General features: G+C 48.3%; 14 protein-coding genes. 2 read left to right on the forward strand and 12 right to left on the reverse strand.

All coding sequences use genetic code 11. From position 1 onward, the window contains the following. The first annotated feature begins 12 nt into the window (after positions 1–12). The gene (locus AAGC78_RS18775) at positions 13–1,347 is read left to right on the forward strand and encodes a DUF58 domain-containing protein (RefSeq protein ID WP_435785640.1); all 1,335 of its coding nucleotides are present in this window, start codon (positions 13–15) and stop codon (positions 1,345–1,347) included. A 46-nt stretch (positions 1,348–1,393) separates the two neighbouring features. Then, entirely contained in the window at positions 1,394–1,699 is a 306-nt protein-coding gene (locus AAGC78_RS18780) for a hypothetical protein (protein WP_435785641.1), read from the forward strand. 134 nt (positions 1,700–1,833) lie between these two features. On the opposite strand, the gene AAGC78_RS18785 is transcribed toward AAGC78_RS18780, so the two are convergent. The 12 genes from AAGC78_RS18785 to AAGC78_RS18840 all read right to left on the reverse strand — a co-directional run. Further along, positions 1,834–3,162: a DUF1552 domain-containing protein gene (locus tag AAGC78_RS18785; protein ID WP_435785642.1), complete on the reverse strand. Its 1,329-nt coding sequence runs from the start codon at positions 3,160–3,162 to the stop codon at positions 1,834–1,836. 17 nt (positions 3,163–3,179) lie between these two features. Beyond that, a complete protein-coding gene (locus AAGC78_RS18790; RefSeq protein ID WP_435785643.1) occupies positions 3,180–9,644 on the reverse strand; it encodes a starch-binding protein in 6,465 nt (2,154 codons plus the stop codon). Between the two features lie 541 nt (positions 9,645–10,185). Then, the gene (locus tag AAGC78_RS18795; RefSeq protein ID WP_435785644.1) at positions 10,186–10,920 is read right to left on the reverse strand and encodes a DUF805 domain-containing protein; all 735 of its coding nucleotides are present in this window, start codon (positions 10,918–10,920) and stop codon (positions 10,186–10,188) included. A gap of 236 nt (positions 10,921–11,156) precedes the next feature. Then, entirely contained in the window at positions 11,157–12,371 is a 1,215-nt protein-coding gene (locus AAGC78_RS18800) for a D-alanyl-D-alanine carboxypeptidase family protein (protein ID WP_435785645.1), read from the reverse strand. Between the two features lie 108 nt (positions 12,372–12,479). Beyond that, positions 12,480–13,376, reverse strand: a complete 897-nt coding sequence (locus tag AAGC78_RS18805) for a septal ring lytic transglycosylase RlpA family protein (protein WP_435785646.1) — start codon at positions 13,374–13,376, stop codon at positions 12,480–12,482. After that, a complete protein-coding gene (gene mltB / locus AAGC78_RS18810) occupies positions 13,376–14,416 on the reverse strand; it encodes a lytic murein transglycosylase B (RefSeq protein ID WP_435785647.1) in 1,041 nt (346 codons plus the stop codon). Before mltB ends, AAGC78_RS18805 begins: the two co-directional genes overlap by 1 nt. Positions 14,417–14,436: 20 nt before the next feature. Next, positions 14,437–15,591, reverse strand: a complete 1,155-nt coding sequence (gene rodA / locus AAGC78_RS18815) for a rod shape-determining protein RodA (RefSeq protein ID WP_435785648.1) — start codon at positions 15,589–15,591, stop codon at positions 14,437–14,439. Continuing rightward, positions 15,588–17,600, reverse strand: coding sequence for a penicillin-binding protein 2 (mrdA, locus tag AAGC78_RS18820; protein ID WP_435785649.1), 2,013 nt, complete (start codon positions 17,598–17,600; stop codon positions 15,588–15,590). Before mrdA ends, rodA begins: the two co-directional genes overlap by 4 nt. Positions 17,601–17,663: 63 nt before the next feature. Beyond that, entirely contained in the window at positions 17,664–18,140 is a 477-nt protein-coding gene (rlmH, locus tag AAGC78_RS18825; RefSeq protein ID WP_435785650.1) for a 23S rRNA (pseudouridine(1915)-N(3))-methyltransferase RlmH, read from the reverse strand. Between the two features lie 9 nt (positions 18,141–18,149). After that, positions 18,150–18,482 carry a ribosome silencing factor gene (gene rsfS, locus AAGC78_RS18830; protein ID WP_435785651.1) on the reverse strand — a complete coding sequence of 111 codons (333 nt, stop codon included), beginning with the start codon at positions 18,480–18,482 and terminating at the stop codon, positions 18,150–18,152. A 53-nt stretch (positions 18,483–18,535) separates the two neighbouring features. Next, positions 18,536–19,171: a nicotinate-nucleotide adenylyltransferase gene (nadD, locus tag AAGC78_RS18835; protein WP_435785652.1), complete on the reverse strand. Its 636-nt coding sequence runs from the start codon at positions 19,169–19,171 to the stop codon at positions 18,536–18,538. A 6-nt stretch (positions 19,172–19,177) separates the two neighbouring features. Next, positions 19,178–19,768: glutamate-5-semialdehyde dehydrogenase (locus tag AAGC78_RS18840; protein WP_435785653.1), on the reverse strand; the 591-nt coding region annotated here is incomplete at its 5' end.

Raw genomic sequence — 19,768 nt, forward strand, 5'->3', positions numbered from 1 at the left:
TGAAACAATATTATGCGCAGAACATGGATTCCCAGCTTACGATTGATTATTGCCTTTGCGCTTTTGGGCGCACTGGTTTTTATCAATGCATTTAGCGCCCATTATTTTAAATGGAGTGCTGCAGCATATTTACCGCAGACGATATTTTTTGGTATTGCCCTTATCGCCCTGCTCGACTGGTTGCTATCGCGCCGCTTACCGCCGGTGGAAATCACCCGCGAATTGCCCGGCAACCTTGCGGTTGATAAATGGACTGAAGTAAAACTGCGCATCCGCCATCAATTTACTGAACCTACTGACATCCAGATTTTTGATGGTGTGCCCGCCAATGCCAACCACGATAATTTGCCGCTGCAAATTGCGCTGCAACCCAATAACACCAGCACCAGCCAATATCAATTGCGTCCACTGGTGCGTGGCTCGCTGGAATTAAATAAAACCCACGTGCAATTTAAAAGCCCGCTAGGTTTTTGGCATATTCGTTACTGGGCCGGTGAAACCACTAGCCTCAAGGTGTATCCGGATTTTGTTGCCATCGCTAACTACGCAATTCTCGCCACGGAAAATCACACCAGCCAAATTGGTATTAAAAAGAAACAACGTCGCGGTGCGGGAATGGAATTTCATCAGCTACGCGAATATCGTCAAGGCGACAGCTTGCGTCAATTAGATTGGAAAGCGACATCGCGTCGGCAAAAATTAATCGCACGCGATTATCAAGATGAACGCGACCAACAAATTGTATTGATGATCGACAGCGGCCGCCGCATGCGCGCGAAGGACGATGAACTCAGCCATTTCGATCACGCACTAAACTCAATGCTACTGGTCAGTTATATCGCATTGCGCCAAGGCGATAACGTAAGCTTGATGAGCTTCGGTAACCAACACCGCTGGATTCCGCCGCAAAAAGGTGTTGAGCGAGTGAAAGTTTTGCTCAACGGCATTTACGATCTGCACGCAAATCAATCTACTGCAGACTACATCACCGCCGCAGAAAAACTCGCCATCCTACAACCAAAACGCTCGCTGGTTATTTTAGTCACCAACTCGCGTGACGAAGACAATAGCGAATTATTGCTTGCAGTAAACCTGCTAAAAAAACGTCATTTGGTAATGGTCGCCAACATCCGCGAACAAGTACTCGACCAAATAAACGACCTCCCCGTCCGCACCTTCGACGATTCCCTAAACTACGCCGGCGTCCGCCGCTTCCTCCACGAACGCAGCGAATCTCACAAAAAACTCACCGCCGCCGGAGTCTATGCAGTTGATTGCACAGCCGATCAATTAGCAGTGCGCGTAGCGAATGCGTATTTGGAAATTAAGAGTGCGGGCGTTTTGTAGCAATTCAGAATTTAAATTTTAAAAACACAATGAAAACGGAGAAAAAATGAAAAATTTAACTATTTTAGCATCACTAATAATAATGGTTTCTGGATGTGCACAGATGGTTCCTGCTCGATCAACAGAAATTGGAACTGGCAAATACAAACTGGAAGCATCCGGAAATGCATTTGCATCCATTCCATCCCTAATTGAAAAGATTGACCAAAAAGCTATTAAGCTCTGCGGAGAGGGGAAATATGAGTATCAGGATAACGGGGATTTTTCCACGCCACACTCTCCAGCTTATGCAAACGGTGTAGATATTGGCAGCTCATATAAAGTGCTAACTCGCGTAGTGACTTGCAAATAATTAACAACATAATAAGAAAGTTAAATATCTGAAAAGTGCGCAGCCTGATTCCACTAATCTCAACTTTCTTATTTCGAGAAATAACGCAGCAACTATCCAGTAATAAGACAAGGATAGTTGCTATTTAATTCGGTCTACCGCAAGAAACCCGTCACTCCTCCCGAACTATTCCCATATCTTCCCCAATTCAAACCAAATGCCTTGGAGATATCGAGATACAAATTCGACATACCAGTATTATTTGCATCTATGCCGGTGCCAGAACGAATCATGTTGTTTGCACCACCTGCAACATAAATGCCGGGATTTTCTTGTTGGTGGTTGCCGCCACCGACTTCGGACATTACTAGAATTAATGTGTTATCCAGCAAAGTCCCGCCGTAGGTTACATCCGGACGACCGGCGAGTTCATCCATCAAATACGCGACCATGATGTTGTACCAGCGGGTTTGTGCATCGAATAAAGATGACTCATTGTGCGAGCTGACGTGGCTGCGGGTTTCGTTGTAATTTAATTTTTCGCCAGAACCATAGTCGCCCATGTAAGCGCGGATACTGGGGAAATTAATTTTCAACGATTCATCTTGTGCGCCCATAAATTGGAATGTGGCGGTGCGCGTGATATTTGCCTGAAATGCCATAGCGATATTGCGCATTTGTGCTTTGGCAATTGCATCTGCATCATCATCAATTCCAGTCATACCGATAGCGGGACGAGAAAAACCGGTGCCGCCAATATCCAGAGTACCGCTGAGGGTATTTTGATAATAATTCAGCGCTTCTTCATGGGTTAATAATTTCCCCTGCTGCTTTACATTGAGGGTATTAGCCTGCAATAAATCCAGATTTTCATGTAGGGTTTCCAATACTTTTTTGCGACGCGCCGCGTCTGGATCAGGTGTGCCGCTACTGCTGCCCACCACATCGGCGAGCAGCGCGTCGTACACTTGTTGCGGATTATCCGACACCTGGATTTTGTTGCGATTCTTATCCGTAAAGGGCATGTATTCCGTGCCCTTTGCTTTGCTCGACCAAACACCCACGTGCATATTTTTAGTCAAACGCCCACCAAGGGCCTCACCGATGGCGACATCGAATGTCGTGGCGTATTCCTGCCCGCCAGAAAATACCGCGCGACAAGCTTCCGGGTGGCCGGAGCTGCCGCCATGGCCGTTATAGGTGAGGTTTTTTATCGGCACAATTTTAGTGAGGTGCGCGTTTAAATGTTGCAACGGGCTGGTTGCAAAACTATTGCTGCCCAATGCACCTGCATTGTAGGAATGCCATTTATCGCGCACGCATCCATTCGGGTAATAGACCATGATGAAACGTTTAGCGCCCGCTGTTTGTGCAAACACATTGGCTGACAACATAAATTGACTAGTAAATGCGGTAGTCAAACCCAACTTGGCAATACTGCGCAGGAAATCGCGACGCTGCATTTTATTTTTTAATACATTCATCTTAATGCCCTCCTCAGTTATTTACGCAAGATGTAATTTTTGGTTTGGGTAAATTGGATCATCAGATCCAACATACTTGCGTTAGACGATTCTTTAAAAGTTTTACCAAACACTTGCAGCGTGCAACTGTCAGTCACTTCTTCCAGTTGACCGCGTGTATAGCGATACCACTGCCGCACATAACAGGCTTTGGCATTGGAGCTACCGGCAATCAAGCCTGCCAATTCATCCATACCTTGATAATTCACTACAGGCTCTGATTCGGACAAATAGGTTTCCGCCGAATTTAAACTACCGATATAACCGAGCGAGTTAATTGCCTTAACCAAACCGTTATCGGTTTTTTCGGTAGTGACATATAAACCGAGGGCGTTGTAATTCTCCAATCCGAAACCAATACCGTCGATATATTGATGGCAAGATTCACAACCTTCTTTCAAGTGCGCATGTTCAAAACGCTCACGCACTGTGAGGCTCGGATCTTCCTGCGGTTTTAATTCCGCACCCACCGGTGGTGGCGGGAAATCCTGGCAGAGCAAATTGCGACGTACAAACAAACCGCGTTTTACCGGATGTGTTTTTTCTGACGCTGATTGGATCGCAAGAATTCCTGCGTGCCCCAATACTCCACGGCGCTCAGCATTAGCTGCATTGTAATCCACACGCTGTACACCACTGCCACCCGGCCAAGTCAAACCGTAGTGAGTTGCGAGTTGTTGGGTCATGTAGCTGTAATTGGCGTTAAGCAATTCGTTGTAACTGCCACCACCAAATACCGTACGTTTTACCAACTCAACGGTTTCGGTTTTCATATCCGCTTTGAGGCTTGCACTGATCGCGGTGGTTTTTATTTCTTTATCCAAATCCAACCAACCGGTAATAAAACGCTCGAATGCAATTTGCGCTTTTGGATCTTGCAACATCTGCGCAACCTTGGCAGAAATTTGTGCAGGCGTACTTAATTGCCCTGCATCTGCTGCGGCCATCAATGACGCATCCGGCGTCGTTGCCCAATAGGTGTAGGACAACATGGCGGCAACTTCGTAATCAGTGAGTTCGTAATAGGTGCCTTTTAATTCACCCACTTCCGAGCGATACAACATCGAAGGCGATGAGAGAATTGCCGTCAACAATGCGAGATTGCCTTGCGCCGATTGCAGCGCAACTAATTTCGTCACCTCTGTCGTACTCAGCGGACGACGATACGCGCGCTTACCAAAGTTCTGCACAAAACAAGTCGCGTTGCTACAACCGGGAGTAAGGCTATAAATATTACTCACCATTGCCGCAGCCGCTTCCGCTGCTAATACATAACCTTTGGCGTAATCGTTAGTGAAGATTGCATTGGCGTTGGTTTTAAATCCATTCACCGGTAAGTCCGCAGGAATACGTCCGCTGGTGACATCGATATTATTTGTCAGCCCCAATAAATCGCGCACTGAATTGTTGTATTCGAGTGTGGATAACAAACGGAAACTGCGATCTTGTGGAATTAAATCGTCAAGGCTATCTGCGCTACACACTCCCGCCGGTGGAATAAATGCTTCGGCAAAAATCATCGCGGCAATACTGGTTGCACATGTACCCGTACAAGTACCGACATTACCTTTAGGCATATTCGCGGCGATGTAATTTGCGAGGCTGGCTTGTGTGTATCGCGTTTGCAGATCAAGCAATGACGGAGTGCCGTTTCCATCGCTGCCATGACAGCCGACACAGCCCTGGCTTTGATAATGACTGCGCGCCACTTGATGCTGATCGGTAATGCTATCGAACACTGCAAGCAACGTAAGCGAAACTGCATTACCCACCACCATTTTTGTAGTCGCACTATTTGCATCCAACAAATAGGCCGCGCCTGTTCCCTCCCAGTGAACAAATTTCATTCCGGGGCCAGCAGCGTTTGCTTTGATATCCACCAGAGTACCGGGCACAAATAATTTTCCGCTCAGGTTTGCACTGCTTGCGATTGTCGCTGTGCCATTGCCCACCTGAATTTGTGTACCTGCTTCCACTACCGCTAATGCAGGTTCCGCCGTTAACCAAGCGGCGTCATACCAACTTGGATTGGTTTGGCTCACCGTTAAATCAGCAGTTTGGTTTGCCATATTGTTGCTGAAAATAATATTGGTATTGCCAGATGTATTCGCCCATGCCGCTGGAATAAATACACGCAACCAACCAGCACCATATTTAGGCGCTGTTTCTGTTACTGCTGCCCCAGGCCAAGTACCAGAACGCACGGTTAACGCACCATTCTGATTTGTCCAGATGTGCGTATTAACTGTCGTCCATGCAGCTGGTTTTTTCACATAAACATATTGGCCAGCACCTAAACCTGTCACCGTGTAAGTGGTAGAAAGTGTGCCGTAGGTTGCGGTGATAGTTGCAGTGCCTGCAGTAGCGCCCGCAGTAACTAATCCGTTCGCCGATACGCTCGCCACTGCAGCATTACTGCTCGTCCAGGTAACTTGTGCAGTCATTCCCAACAAACCATCGCCTGCGGTAGCAACTGCTGCAAGTTGTTGTGTCTCGCCCGCTTTAATGCGCAGATTTGCAGTGCCTGCAATCGCTAATGCGGTAACAGGATTTGATGCAGCGATAACCTCCAGCGTAACGCTATCGCTGTAGCCATCGCTGCTCGCCGTAATAGTTACTGTGCCTGTTGATAATGCAGTGACATTAATCGCTGCACCGGTTTTGCCTTGAGTGGAAATCACCGCAGGATTGCTGGATGTCCAGGTCACTGTGCCCGCAGCTGTCAGCCTGGTGCCGTTGCTGTAAACCGACTCCACACTTAAACCAACCACTTCATTTACTTCGGGCGATGATTTGGTTGCAGTGATATCAATTCCGATTTGGCTAACATCAACACCCAATTCGTTAATCCAATTGCGGAACAAAGTTTCTGCTTCAGAATTTGTCGCTACCGAACCGTACGGCATACGCATGCCCGCTCCGGTTTGATATTTGTAGACATTACTGTTCGCCGGAATACCGGGCACAATGCGGTTGTGATCATTCACCAGTTTCATTGCTTCCAGTGCGGTACTGAAACGCAAATCCATACCACCCGAAATACCTGAGTGACAGTGCGCGCAATTAGTGTGTAGATAAGATTTTGCGCGCGCAGTCAAATCAACACTCGCGTCAGTTGGCGCAGCAAATTTTTCGTAACTGCTGCCGTTACTAATGCCGGCAGTAAATAAACCGATGGTGTTGAAAACCTCCAACTGATTTTTAGTTACACCTTGATAATTAAAATTACCATTCAATTGATGTGTGCCTGTCGCAAGCGGCGTTAATTTTCCGTCGGCATCTTTATGGCAACCGGCGCAGGTGCTGCCGGTTTCAACTTTGCGCACCACACTCACCAAACCACCATCGGGTTCTACGGAAGATTCAGTCACTAAATTTGCATCGGTACCAGCGGCATTCCAGCGATAATTCGCTGCTTGCCAACCTGTTTCCTGACGGAATAATACTGAAGTGGTAAATGATTTATTAGCATTCGCCGATGTCGCCACTGCAAGATGTTTCACTACCACAGAACCAACCGGTAAATTCCAGAGGACAGTTGGATCAAAGGTGATTTTGCTTGCATTGGGAATCGCTACAAAATGCCGCATCTTGCCACCATCAAACCAACCGGTGGTATTCAATGTGTATTCCACAACGCCGTGCGCGGGAATGACATTGGGCAAATCGGCAAATAACCCGGTTGCCGATAGCGTTAGCGGAATTTGTGCCGATGCAACATCGTCATCCACTACTTTGAAAATACTGGATGGCCCACCGAGTTCGCGGCCGTGACTTGAAATCAGTAAATTCTTTTTAAGGTCTTTACCAATGGATGAAATGTAATGCGGGAAGGCCTCGCTAATTAATTTTTTGGCTTGACCGTCATTCGCAACTGACCAGAGGCGTTTGCTGACGTAATCACCAAAAATAAAACTGCCGTTGAGATTAGGCAAATCAGTGCCGCGATAAACAAACCCACCGATAATGGAAACACCCGAGGTGCGGCCATAACCTTCACGCGGCGGGACAAAATCCGTCAAACAATTTTTTGCTGCATCGCCACCCAGCGCTCCGCGGTTGCGCACGCCTTCGCATACAGGCCAACCGTAGTTCTGGCCTTTGGTAATAATATTAACTTCTTCGTAAGCGAGATCTGTATCCTGCCCGATTTCTGTTTCCCACAGGGTATATGGTGCATCGGTATCAAACGCCCAGCGCCATGGATTGCGATGGCCCATTGACCAGATTTCCGGTAGATATCCATTGCGCCCGACAAACGGATTATCTGCAGGTACGCGATAATATTTTCCATCCACTGCCTGTGCTAATGGTTCGATACGAATAAATTTTCCACGCAGTGTGGTTGGATCTTGCGCGCTGTTATTGGTGCGACGATTGTAAGGATCACTCGGCAATGGATTTTGTGTGAATGCACTATGGCCGTAACCGCCCTCGCCTATGCCCACATACAAATATTGTTCGGTGGGATGAAATTGCATCATGCCGCCTTTGTGATCCTCACCAATTTGCGGAATGCGCAAGACTTCTACTTTAGAACCAGCAGAGGTTGGATTTGCAGGATTATCGACAGTCCAACGTTCGATAATTGCATCGCCGGTTTTACCACCGACCATGCCATCTGTGCGCGGATAAAAATTATCCGTCTCACCAAAAATGTAATAGACATAAATAAAACCATTAGTGGCGAAATGTGGATCAAACGCCATGCTCAACATTCCACTTTCGTTGTTGTTGAGTACGGTAGATTTTATATCCAGCAATTTGCGCACTTCAGTTGCGATCACATTTTCTTTATTGGGGAATACGTAAATCGCACCTTCTTTATCGACGACATACACCAGATCATTAATGCCATCATTAGTTACCATCACCGGCGAGAAGAAAAATTCATTTAAATTCGGATAGGCGTTTACGAAACGGTATTTTCCAGTGCTTACCGTACCGGTGATGGGGAATCCCAGGGCTGCAGCCAATTGCGGACGTTCGGGCAACGCTTGCGTAGCAGCTACAACATTAATCACCATTGTATCGGTTGCAGTGCTGCCATCGGCGGCAGTCAGCGTAAGCGTTACAGTGATATTGCCCGCAGCAGTAAGCAACGGCGTAACCACTTGTTTGCCCGTCAGCGCACCTGACCATGCCGTACTTGTCCAGCTTGCAGTTGCATAATTGCCAGTTGATGCTGCTGCCGATAATGCCTGACGTGTATTGATATTGGCTTTGCGATCCACACCTGCATTTGCAACTAGATTGGTGGGCACACCACAGGCACTTTCGGTTTTCCAACTTGTTGTACCAAAGTCATAGCAGTTATTCGGTGCAACAAAATTTAAATCCAGCGTTTTTGGATTTCCATTAGCACTAAACACTATGCCCGCAGAATTAACACTAGTCGCAAATTCATGACTGAAAAAAGTAGGCGCACTGGTATTTTTAACCATCGCTACACCCGGCCATGTGGAAGCCGTTAGCGCAGGCAGAACATTAAAATAATGAATATTGACCGATGCCCAGTTGGCAGTATTTTTAAAATATATTTTTGTTTTTGCAGCGGCGACTGAACTGCTCGAAGAACTCACTGCAACGGATGACTGACTGGAAGATAGTGCAGCCAAACTTGATGAAGAGGCAACAGATGAGCTGGACTTACTTGACGATACTGCAATGGAGGATTGCGATGAAGATGAAAGAGCCAGAGAAGATGACGATGCAGAAGAAGAAATGCTCGCAGCCGATGAATTAGTCGCAACGCTAAATCCACATTGCGACAAGGCTTTCCAGGTATTAGCGTCATAGCAAGCTGCACCGGTAAATTTCAGGTTCGCCGTTTGGTTTGCACCATTATTGCTAAAAATAACATCAAGCGATGTTGGCATTTGCATACCAGCAGGAATCGAGCTAGTGAAATCGTAACAATAAAAAGTGCCACGCTTGGTCATACTCTTACCGGGCCAAGCGGGCAAAGGGGTCACTGCGCCAGCGGGCAGTGGATTCCAAAAATAAATATAGGGATTGGCAAAGTTTCCCGGATTACTGAAACAAATATTATTGGCAGGAATTGCAATGGGGAGCTTGGTCGCAACCACCGCTTTGGTGGTGTCATTAAAGGTAATTTTATAATCGCCATCACCACCGGTAATTAGATAATCCTGTGCGGGATAGGCCTCATTCCAATTATCGGTATAGCGGCTGATTTTAAAGCGCGGGTTGGTGCCAGAAAATGCTTGCTGTGTTTCCCACAAACCGCTGCTGGTATTTTTAGTTAGCGGTGTAGCGGCCCAATTATTGGGTGTACCGCGAAAATAACTGTTACTCCAGTTTTGTGCTTGTGCACTTGGAGCATTTAATAATGCGGCCGCAACAAGACAACTGAGTAAAAAATAAATTGGCCATTGCCCAACGACATGATGAGCAATAAATCGGGTTGATAGCGTATACATAGCGTCTCCCTATGGGTAAACAGGCAAGGCTTAAACACGGCGCGCCTGGAAATATTATTGTTATGTAAATTGATATTATTTAAGGCAAAGCGAAGCCATAGGTGGCTATGCACCTGTTGTTTGGCAGTTAGTAAATTTGCAATCTGGTTTCAATACGGAAACAAAATTGCGCAGCCTTCCGGGTCGCGACAAGTAGCGACTATTGGCGGTGGATCTACTATGTAAGAGTATTTGCAAGGCGTTGAATCAACGCAGGGTGGAGTTGCCCGAATATCGTCTTTATTATGAAATTATTTAGTTGTTTATCCGTTACCGGATTTTTACAAATTGACTACAACTACAGAATAGATTTTCAGGTGATAGCGGGCAAGATGAATACGTATGCAGACATAAGGCAAAACCCGGACTATTGCGGGATAAATATAAACGACCAAGCACTTAGAAATAAAAGGAAATTAGGGAAAAAGCTACCGATGAAAACAACTAAGGCAGCCGAAGCTGCCTTAGTGGTAAACCAAAATATCGATTGCGGTTTTATCGATTATTGTGGAGTTTCAGCTTCAGTCGATTCGATAACTTCAGCCTCTACCTCATCAACCGACTCGTCCGCTTGCGCATCAACGCTCTCGTCGGCCGACTCATAGGAGCTGCTCTCCTCAACACCTTCCTCGCTATAGGCAGAATCATCTATCGCCCCCTCTTCGGTGTATTCGGACGGATAAGCATCTGAATCTTGAGCATCATATGAGGATTCAAACCCTTGCGCTGCACCCACGTAAGCTTGATAAGCAGGTAGTGCGACAGCAGCAACGATACCCAAAACCATTACAAACGCAGGAATACCCAACGCGGCGATCCAATGCCAGGTTTTGTTGGGTGGGGTTTGCAAACCAAAATTGTTGCGCCCTTCAGTGCCCTTGAAAAATATCAGCAACACAATCAAATAAATATTCGCAAGCGGGATAATAGCCAGCAGCGACATCCAGCCGGTTTTATTTAAATCGTGCAGGCGCTGGATAATTAAAATAAAACTGAACACGATGATGCCGATGTAAGCCACCACTCCAAGAACGATCCCAAGCGTAGTAGAAACAAATACCGAGATCGCGCCAATGATGGCGAGCAGTACTAATGCAGCCAAACTAAAAAGGCCTGAGTGCGCCCAGTAGCGCAAACGGTTAATACGTGAGGATGGAGAGAAGAATTTGACTTCGCCATAAGCGAGATCATCGGTGGTCAACTGACCTTCGGGGGTTTGGTAGGGATTAGTAGACACAAAAGCTCCTTGAGTTGTTTTATCTGAGTGAGTTGATAATAACCACCCAAACCATTCCATCGGCAGCACATCAGCAAAAGCAACACAGGAGCTAGTAAAAGCAACAACAAAACCTGTGTGAGCGGAATTGCTGAAGCCGGAAAGTTCTTATAGAACTAAAGGGGAGAGGTTCAGAGGTTCCGGGTAGTTGCCCGCACATCTATGCACGGCAACTACCAACGGATTGATTTTAGCGATCAACTAAATAAATTGCGAAAAAATAGTTTCAAATTGTCGATCAGGCGTGCAAAAAATCCAGCCTCTTCCACCGCATGCAACGCAACAATCGGGGTATTTACCAACAACTGACCATCCAACTCAACCGTGAGATTACCCAGCTCCTGACCAACAGCGATAGGCGCTTTGATAATTTCATTTACATGCATTTTTGCTTGCAGTGATTGTTCGCGGCCTTTTGGCAAGGTTAATACGATATTGTTAGGAATACCCAGAGTGACTTCTTCAGCCTTACCGGCCCACACACGCGATGTACTTACTTGTTGCCCTGCTTGATAAAGCGGTGTGGTTTGGAAGTAGCGGAAACCGTACGCCAATAATTTTTCAGTCTCGGCTGCACGCGCGTTCTCGCTGGCAGTACCCATCACCACTGCAATAAAGCGCGTGTTTTCACGCTTGGATGATGCAACGAGACAGTAGCCCGCTTCGTCGGTGTGGCCAGTCTTTAAACCATCCACAGTTTCATCGCGGAACAACAACAAATTGCGGTTGGGCTGGCGAATGTTGTTATAGAAAAAATATTTTTCCGCATGAATTGGATAGTGCGTCGGGTGATCATTAATAATCGCACGTGCTAACACCGCCAAATCTTTCGCCGTTGTTAAATGCCCTTCTGCTGGCCAACCAGTTGAGTTCTCAAAATGGGTATTGGTCATGCCCAATTGCGCCGCTTTCTGGTTCATAAGGTCAACGAATGCATCTTCATTGCCCGACACAAACTCAGCCAACGCAACCGTTGAGTCATTGCCCGATTGAATAATCACACCGCGCAACAAATCAATTACCGGTACTTGCGTGCCTTCTTTCACGTACATGCGTGAGCCGCCCATTTTCCAGGCTTTAACGCTGATATTTACCATTGCATCTTCAGTGATGCGGCCTTTTTCAATTTCATCCACCACCAAATAGCTGGACATCATTTTAGTCAGGCTTGCAGGCGGCAAACGCTGTTCTGAATTACTCTCTGCAACGATATTACCGGTAGTTGCATCTACCAGAATAAAACCGGTTGCAGCTAATTGCGGTGCAGCGGGAATAACCGCCGGCTTTTGCTCTACCACCGGTGCAGCACCGGGAGTTGGCAGTGAGTTGGTAGGAACAGGAGCAGCCGGTTGTTGTGCGTAAGCAGTAACGGCGCTCGCGAGAAGAAGTGTGGTAAAGATATTTTTAATCATGACGGGTTAACACTCTGTAAAACAAAAAATAAAAACGGAATACATGAATTGTAACAGTAATACAAAGGCGTGAATCAAACCTGAATCCCAGGCTTATTGATTGCCGATTTACTGATAAACAACATGCGCCTGAAATACTTTGATCTTCGCTAATTGGTCGCGCGCGTCTTGCAAACTTTTTGCGTCTTTAAATGGACCTACACGCACACGATGAACTTGTTTGGGTTGTGTTGCAGAGCTGATTGCAACGGGGTAAGTCAATTTAGTGCCGATGCTTGCTGCAAATTGCTGTGCGGCTTCTTTATTGCCAAATGCACCGACTTGTAAAAATGTGCCCGCAGGTAAAGCTGACTCAATTTGTTTCGGCACAGTGTTGTCGGCGCGACGGGGAATTGGGGCTGCATCACCCGGCAATGCAATTTCTACTTCTACTCTGCCAGTACCGGTTTTATGGATGCCGATACGCTGTGCAGCGGCGTAACTCAAATCAACAATGCGCCCTTGATGAAACGGGCCGCGATCATTAATACGCACCACAACACTTTTACCGTTATCCAGATTGGTCACTCGCACGTAGGAGGGAATGGGTAAAGTTTTATGCGCGCCGGTCATAGCGTACATATCGTAGCGCTCGCCGTTGGAGGTGTTGTAGCCGTTGAATTTTTTGCCGTACCAGGATGCGTAACCGCGCTCTTTGTAAGAACTTTCATCCGAGATCAAATGGTAGGTTTTGCCAAGTACCGTGTAAGGATTTTTATTGCCGGCGCGCGTGCGTGTTTCATAGCGCGGCACTGCATCGGGAACATGGGAGAGATCAACATCTTCATCGGGGCCGAAATCTTTATCGTGCGCGTAACGGCCATCATTGGGATTGTAAGGGCCAGTCGCTGCAGGTTTGGCCGGTTTTGATTTATTGCCCGAACAAGCGGCGACCAGCATGCATAAGATCAACAACACCAGGAAGTTGGTTTTTTGCTTCTCGCCGTAGCCGGACAACATATGCATTATGGTTGTGCTCCTGCCAGTTTTTTATCGGCTGTTACCATGGCTTTTTTTATTTCCAGACTCAAATCATAAACCGCCATTGCATACATCGGGCTGCGGTTATAGCGGGTGATGGTGTAAAAGTTTTGTAATCCAAACCAATACTCCAAACCTTTAGCACCTTCAAATTCGATAGCTATCGCTGGAAAATCTGCAGCGAGTTGCGTGAGCGGTGCAACACCTACTTTTTTCCAATCACTCACATTCAGTTGTGGTGGCACTACTTTATTGAAATCGTTATTGGCAAGCACTTTGTCGCGCGCGCGCGTTAACTTCGCAGGCACTACTACAGATTTGCCAGGTTGCCAGCCGTGCTTTTTAAAATAATTCGCCACGCTACCAATAGCATCAGTCGGGCTTTTCCAGATATCGGTAAAACCGTCGCCATTAAAATCCACGGCAAAATTGCGGTAGCTCGATGGCATAAATTGGCCGTAGCCCATAGCACCGGCGTAGGAGCCTTTGAATTCAAGTGGATCGTGTTTTTGCTCGCGGGTCAGAATGAAATAATTGACCAGTTCCGAGCGGAAAAAAGGTGCGCGCGGTGGGTAATCAAATGCGAGTGTGGAGAGCGCATCAATCACATACCAGCTGCCTGTATTTTTACCGTAATTGGTTTCCACACCGATGATCGACACAATCACTTCCGCCGGTACGCCGTATTCTTTTTCGGCGCGTGCGAGTGCTTCACGATTTTCCTGCCAGAAGCCGACACCGTTGGTGACGCGCATAGGGATGATAAAAATCGGGCGATATTCTTTCCAGGTTTTGGATTTTTCTGCGGGGCGTGCAATTGAATCCAGAATTGGCTGGCGCTTCAGCGCTTTGCTCAGCCAGTGATTAATTTCTTCTGCCGTAAAACCGTGCTGTTTTACCATCTCATCGACAAACGCGGGCGCAAGTGGATGCTTGCTGTAATCTGCGGCGGCTCCGGCACTCAAGGTCAAACCCGCTAGCACGCCCACACATTTTTTAGAAAAATTGTATCCAAACGAAAACATAAAGCCTCTTTTATAACTGGTTACGACTGGGGCGTCATAACGCGTTTTTTCTCGGTGGAGATGGCCATTAAAATGCCAAAACCGGCGAAGAGCGCAACAATTGCGGTACCACCCTGACTGATCAACGGTAAGGGTACTCCCACCACCGGCAACATGCCCGATACCATACCCATATTTACAAATACGTAAACAAAAAATGTGGAGCTGATACTCGCGGCAAGCAAGCGGCCAAAACTGTTTTGCGAATTCATGGCGATCATCAACCCGCGCACAATGACCATTGCGTAAATCGCCAGCAACATCATCACACCCAGCAAACCGAATTCTTCCGACATCACTGCGATAATAAAATCCGTGTGGCCTTCCGGTAAAAAATCCAAGCGCGATTGGGTGCCTTCCATCCAGCCTTTACCCGATAAACCGCCCGAGCCGATAGCGGTTTTCGACTGGATAATATTCCAGCCAGTACCGAGCGGATCTTGCGTTGGATCGAGCATGGTCAGCACGCGCTGGCGCTGGTAGTCGTGCAACATAAAATGCCAGATCGGCCAGAGGCTCGCGCCGAATACCGCCACTGCCGCCATGATGTAGCGCCAGAGCAGACCGGAGAAAAACAACACCATAATTCCCGAGGTCGCCACCAATATCGAGGTGCCCAAATCCGGCTGCTCGATAATCAGTGCCGTAGGCAACCCGATCAATCCGATGACCGCCATCACATGCTTGAAGCGCGGCGGCATAAAACCGCGCCCCAGATAAGCTGCGACCGCAATCGGCATGGCGAGTTTCATAATCTCGGAGGGTTGGAAGCGGAAGCTGCCGAGTTGCAGCCAGCGCTGTGCACCCATGGAGATATCACCAAATATCGTCACCGCCAGCAGCAGGAAAATCCCGCCTACGTAGGCGAACGGCGCCATGCGCCGCATGAAATCCACCGGGATTTGGGCCACTACAAACATAGTGGCGTAGGCGATCATAAAGAAACTGCCCTGCTTTTCCACACTGGGCAAGTTGTGGCCACTCGCGCTGTAGAGCACCGTAAGGCCGATCACGGTCAACAACATCAGAGGCAACAGCAGGTAAAAATCGATATGCAACCGCTCGGCTAAACGTGCGCGGCGGCTGAATGCGCTCGATGCTTCCGGCATGCGCCGTAAAAAGTCTTGTCTACTCATTGGGAAACCTTCGGCGCCGAAGAAGATGAAGCCGATGCTGCGCTACTGGAGGTCGCGCCCTCTACACGCACCGCATTGCGTTCAGCGATATAGGCGTTAGCGCGCTTGATGATGGCGGCGTGGTGGAATCCGGCAGGGGGTACAAATTCGTCTTCGTTGAGATAATAACCAAGCAAATGCGCATCCATTATCCAGCGCGCTACTGGTGCCGCTTGGCTGGAGCCACCTTCAGCATTTTCCAACATCACCGCTACCGCAATTTGCGGGTCTTCCAGCGGGGCGAAAGCCACAAATAAGGCGTGGTCACGATGACGCTCTTTAAGTGCAGCGGAATCGTATTTGGCATTTTGTGCGATGGCGACTACCTGCGCCGTACCCGACTTACCGGCCATACGATATTCGGCGCGCTCTGCCGCACGGCGCGCTGTTCCGCGCGTACCGTGCATTACCTCGGCCATGCCATCCGCAATGGCATTCCAGTATTCCGGTTTAGTCTCGATAGTTTCTTCGATAATCGGCTCGTGCACCTGATCACCAATCTGCTTGATAAATTGCGGCCGGTAACGAATCCCGTGATTGGCGATGGTTGTGGTCATCACCGCCAACTGCAGCGGAGTTGCCAATACAAATCCCTGACCAATCGACATGTTGACGGTATCACCCGGATACCAAGCCTGACCTTTACTCGCCCGCTTCCATTCGCGCGATGGCCAAATACCTTTGCGTTCGCTCGGGATATCAATGCCAGTGAGCTGGCCCAGCCCAAAATGTTTGCCAAACTCGCTCATATTGTCGATGCCCATGCGCACTCCCAGATCCCAGAAATAGGTATCACAGGATTGTGAGATAGCACCTTTAAGATCCACCTGACCGTGACCGCCGCCAGTGGTTTTCAAAATCCAGTCGCGCCACATTCTCGAACTACCGGGAAGAGTGAACACACCACGGTCAGCGATAGTACGGTTGACATCGGTAAAACCGGTATGCAAACCAGCAAGGCCAACAACGGGCTTGATGGTGGAACCAGGCGGATATTGCGCCTGTAAAAAGCGGTTAAACAGCGGAGTGTCTATGTCTTCGTTCAGGCGTTTGTAATCGGCAAAACTAATTCCGGTCACAAACAAATTCGGATCAAAACCTGGGTAACTTACTGCGGCAAGAACACCGCCCGTTTTTACGTCAATCGCCACCACAGCACCGCGGCGACCGCGCATTACCGCCACCGCCGTTTCTTGTAGGCGAACATCCAAATGCAGACGCAAATCGCTGCCCTGCTTGGGGTCGATGCGATCCAGTACGCGCATAACGCGGCCGCGCGCATTGGTCTCTACGTTTTGGCTACCGACGGTGCCGAGCAATACATCTTCATAACTCGCTTCAATTCCGCTTTTACCAATCGCATGGGTACCTGAGTAGCGCTGCACTTGTTCGGGCGTAAACGCATCTACATCGCGCTCACTGATGCGGCCGGTGTAGCCGATCACGTGGGCAAACGTATCGGCATGCGGATAGTTGCGCACCAACTCTGCATTTACCTCAACACCTTCGAGCAAATGCTGGTTAACTGCGAGCCGCGCGATTTCATCTTCGGTAAGGCGATAGCGCAGCGGAACCTGATCGAGCTTATGACGACGCTGCTTTTGTGCTTTGTAAAATTTTTCCAAATCAGAGGGAGTAATTTCGATCAGCGGCTTAAGCAGTTCGATGGTGTTATTTAATTCTTCAGCACTGGAGCTGACCACTGACAAGGTAAAGCTGGGTTTGTTATCGGCGAGCAAAATACCGTTGCGATCAAAAATCAAACCGCGCGTGGGCGGGATGGGTTGCACATGCACACGGTTGCGATCTGATTGGGTCGCGTACTCTTCGTAATTGACGATTTGCAAATCGTAATAGCGATAGAGAAGTGTGGATACCAACGCGAGCATAAACACGGCCATCACCACCACGCGGGCACGAAATATTTTTGCTTCGCGCTGGTGATCCTTGAACTGTTGGGTTTCTTGCATGCTCGGGCCGGAAATTCTTCGTCAATCAGGGTTGATGTTGTTGTGTATTTTTATGGCGATAAATTATTTGTGGTACGGATGGTTTTGCAAAATCGTGCAGGCGCGATACAACTGTTCAATCACCAAAATCCGCACCAGCGGATGAGGCAATGTCAGCGGCGATAACGACCATTTCACTGATGCCAACGCAAGACACGCCGGCGCCAAACCATCGGGACCACCAATCAGCAATGAGTAATTAGAACCACTCATTTTCCAACCCGCGAGATTTTCCGCGAGCTGCTCGGTGCTCCAAGGTTTGCCTTTGACATCAAGGGCGATGACTTGTTCGTCTTTTCCGCCCTTTTCAATCATCGCGAGCATCGCCTCGCCTTCTTTTTCCATCGCTTTGGCGATATCACTGTTTTTGCTGCGCTGGGCGAGCGGCAATTCAATCATTTCGACACTGACATCGCGCGGAATACGCTTGGCGTATTCCGCGTATCCAGCTTCAACCCAGTCGGGCATTTTGGTGCCCACCGCAATAATGCGAATACGCATAAGCAATAATTATCCGCGGCTGGCAGGTTTCATCGACCAGAGTTTTTCCAACTCGTAATAATCGCGCGTTTCCTGTTGCATCACGTGCACAACAGTATCGCCGTAGTCGACCAACACCCAATCACCGGCATCCAGACCTTCAACACCTAAAGCACGGAAGCCAGCTTTTTTGGTTTCTTCAACCAGGTTTTCAGCGAGTGAGCGCGAGTGACGGCTGGAAGTACCGCTGGCGATAATCAGGGTATCCATTACGTCGGTGAGTTCATGCACATCAAGCGTTACGATATTTTTGCCTTTGAGATTCTCAAGGGCGTCGATGATGGCTTTGTTTAAATCAGACATTCAATTACCTATTACAATTAATAAATCAACAATAAAATTTGATCGCTGCGTATTCAATAGCCATATAAAACCTGCGCGCGAAGGTATTCCAACACAGCATCAGGCAGTAAAAATTGTGGCGATTCACCCGCGCCAATTTGCGCACGAATTTCCGTAGCGGAAATCGGCAACAGGCGCTGCTCCAGTATCACCAACTTACCAGCCGCTGACGTATGGATTTCATCGGCATTAGCGCGATGCTGTGCAACCAAATCCGCTATCGGCCCGGTGGTCGGCTGTTCCCAACCGGGGCGCGCTACAACAACCAGATGTGCAAGCCCGATTAATTCCTGCCAGCGATGCCAGCTATCCAACCCGGCAAAACTGTCCATTCCCATACACCAACTCAAACTAACATCGGCGCCGAGTTCAGCGCGCAACTCGCTCAAAGTATCGAAGGTGTAGGAAGGCTTTTCCCGCTGCAGTTCACGTGCATCCCAGCGCAACTCAGTGCAATCCGCGAGTGCCAACTGCAACATCGCCAACCGCTGCTGTGCATCCACACTGGGCGATGCACGATGTGGTGGTATGTAGCAGGGCAAGAGATGCATTTCATCCAAAGCCAGCTGCTGTTTTAATTCCAGCGCAAGACGCAGATGCCCAAGATGGATCGGATCAAAAGTACCGCCGAAAAATCCTATGCTGCGCATACGGAGTTAGACACGAATATGTCCATCACCAAACACAACCCATTTTTGCGAGGTCAGGCCTTCAAGGCCAACCGGGCCGCGCGCGTGGATTTTATCGGTGGAGATACCAATCTCAGCGCCCAAACCGTATTCAAAACCATCAGCAAAACGGGTCGATGCATTCACTATCACTGACGCGGAATCAACTTCAGTGATAAAACGGCGCGCGCGGGTATAGTCTTCGCTCACGATGGCATCGGTGTGCTGCGAACTGTATTGGTTGATGTGCGCGATAGCTTCATCCAAACCAGAAACAATTTTGATCGACAAAATCGGCGCGAGGTATTCAGTCGCCCAATCTTCTTCGGTTGCTACATTGGCACTGATCAGATCGCGGGTTTTTTCATCGCCACGCAGCTCTACACCTTTTTCGGTGTAAGCAGCAGCAAGAAGCGGCAGAATTTGCGCCGCGACTTGCTCGTGAACAAGCAAAGTTTCCATTGCGTTGCACACACCGTAGCGATGGGTTTTGGCGTTCATGGAAATGGTGAATGCCTTGTCGAGATCGGCTTTATCGTCGATGTACACATGGCAAATACCGTCGAGGTGTTTGATCAC

It is taken from the genome of Cellvibrio sp. (genome assembly GCF_039207905.1).
In the GTDB taxonomy this organism is placed as follows: domain Bacteria; phylum Pseudomonadota; class Gammaproteobacteria; order Pseudomonadales; family Cellvibrionaceae; genus Cellvibrio.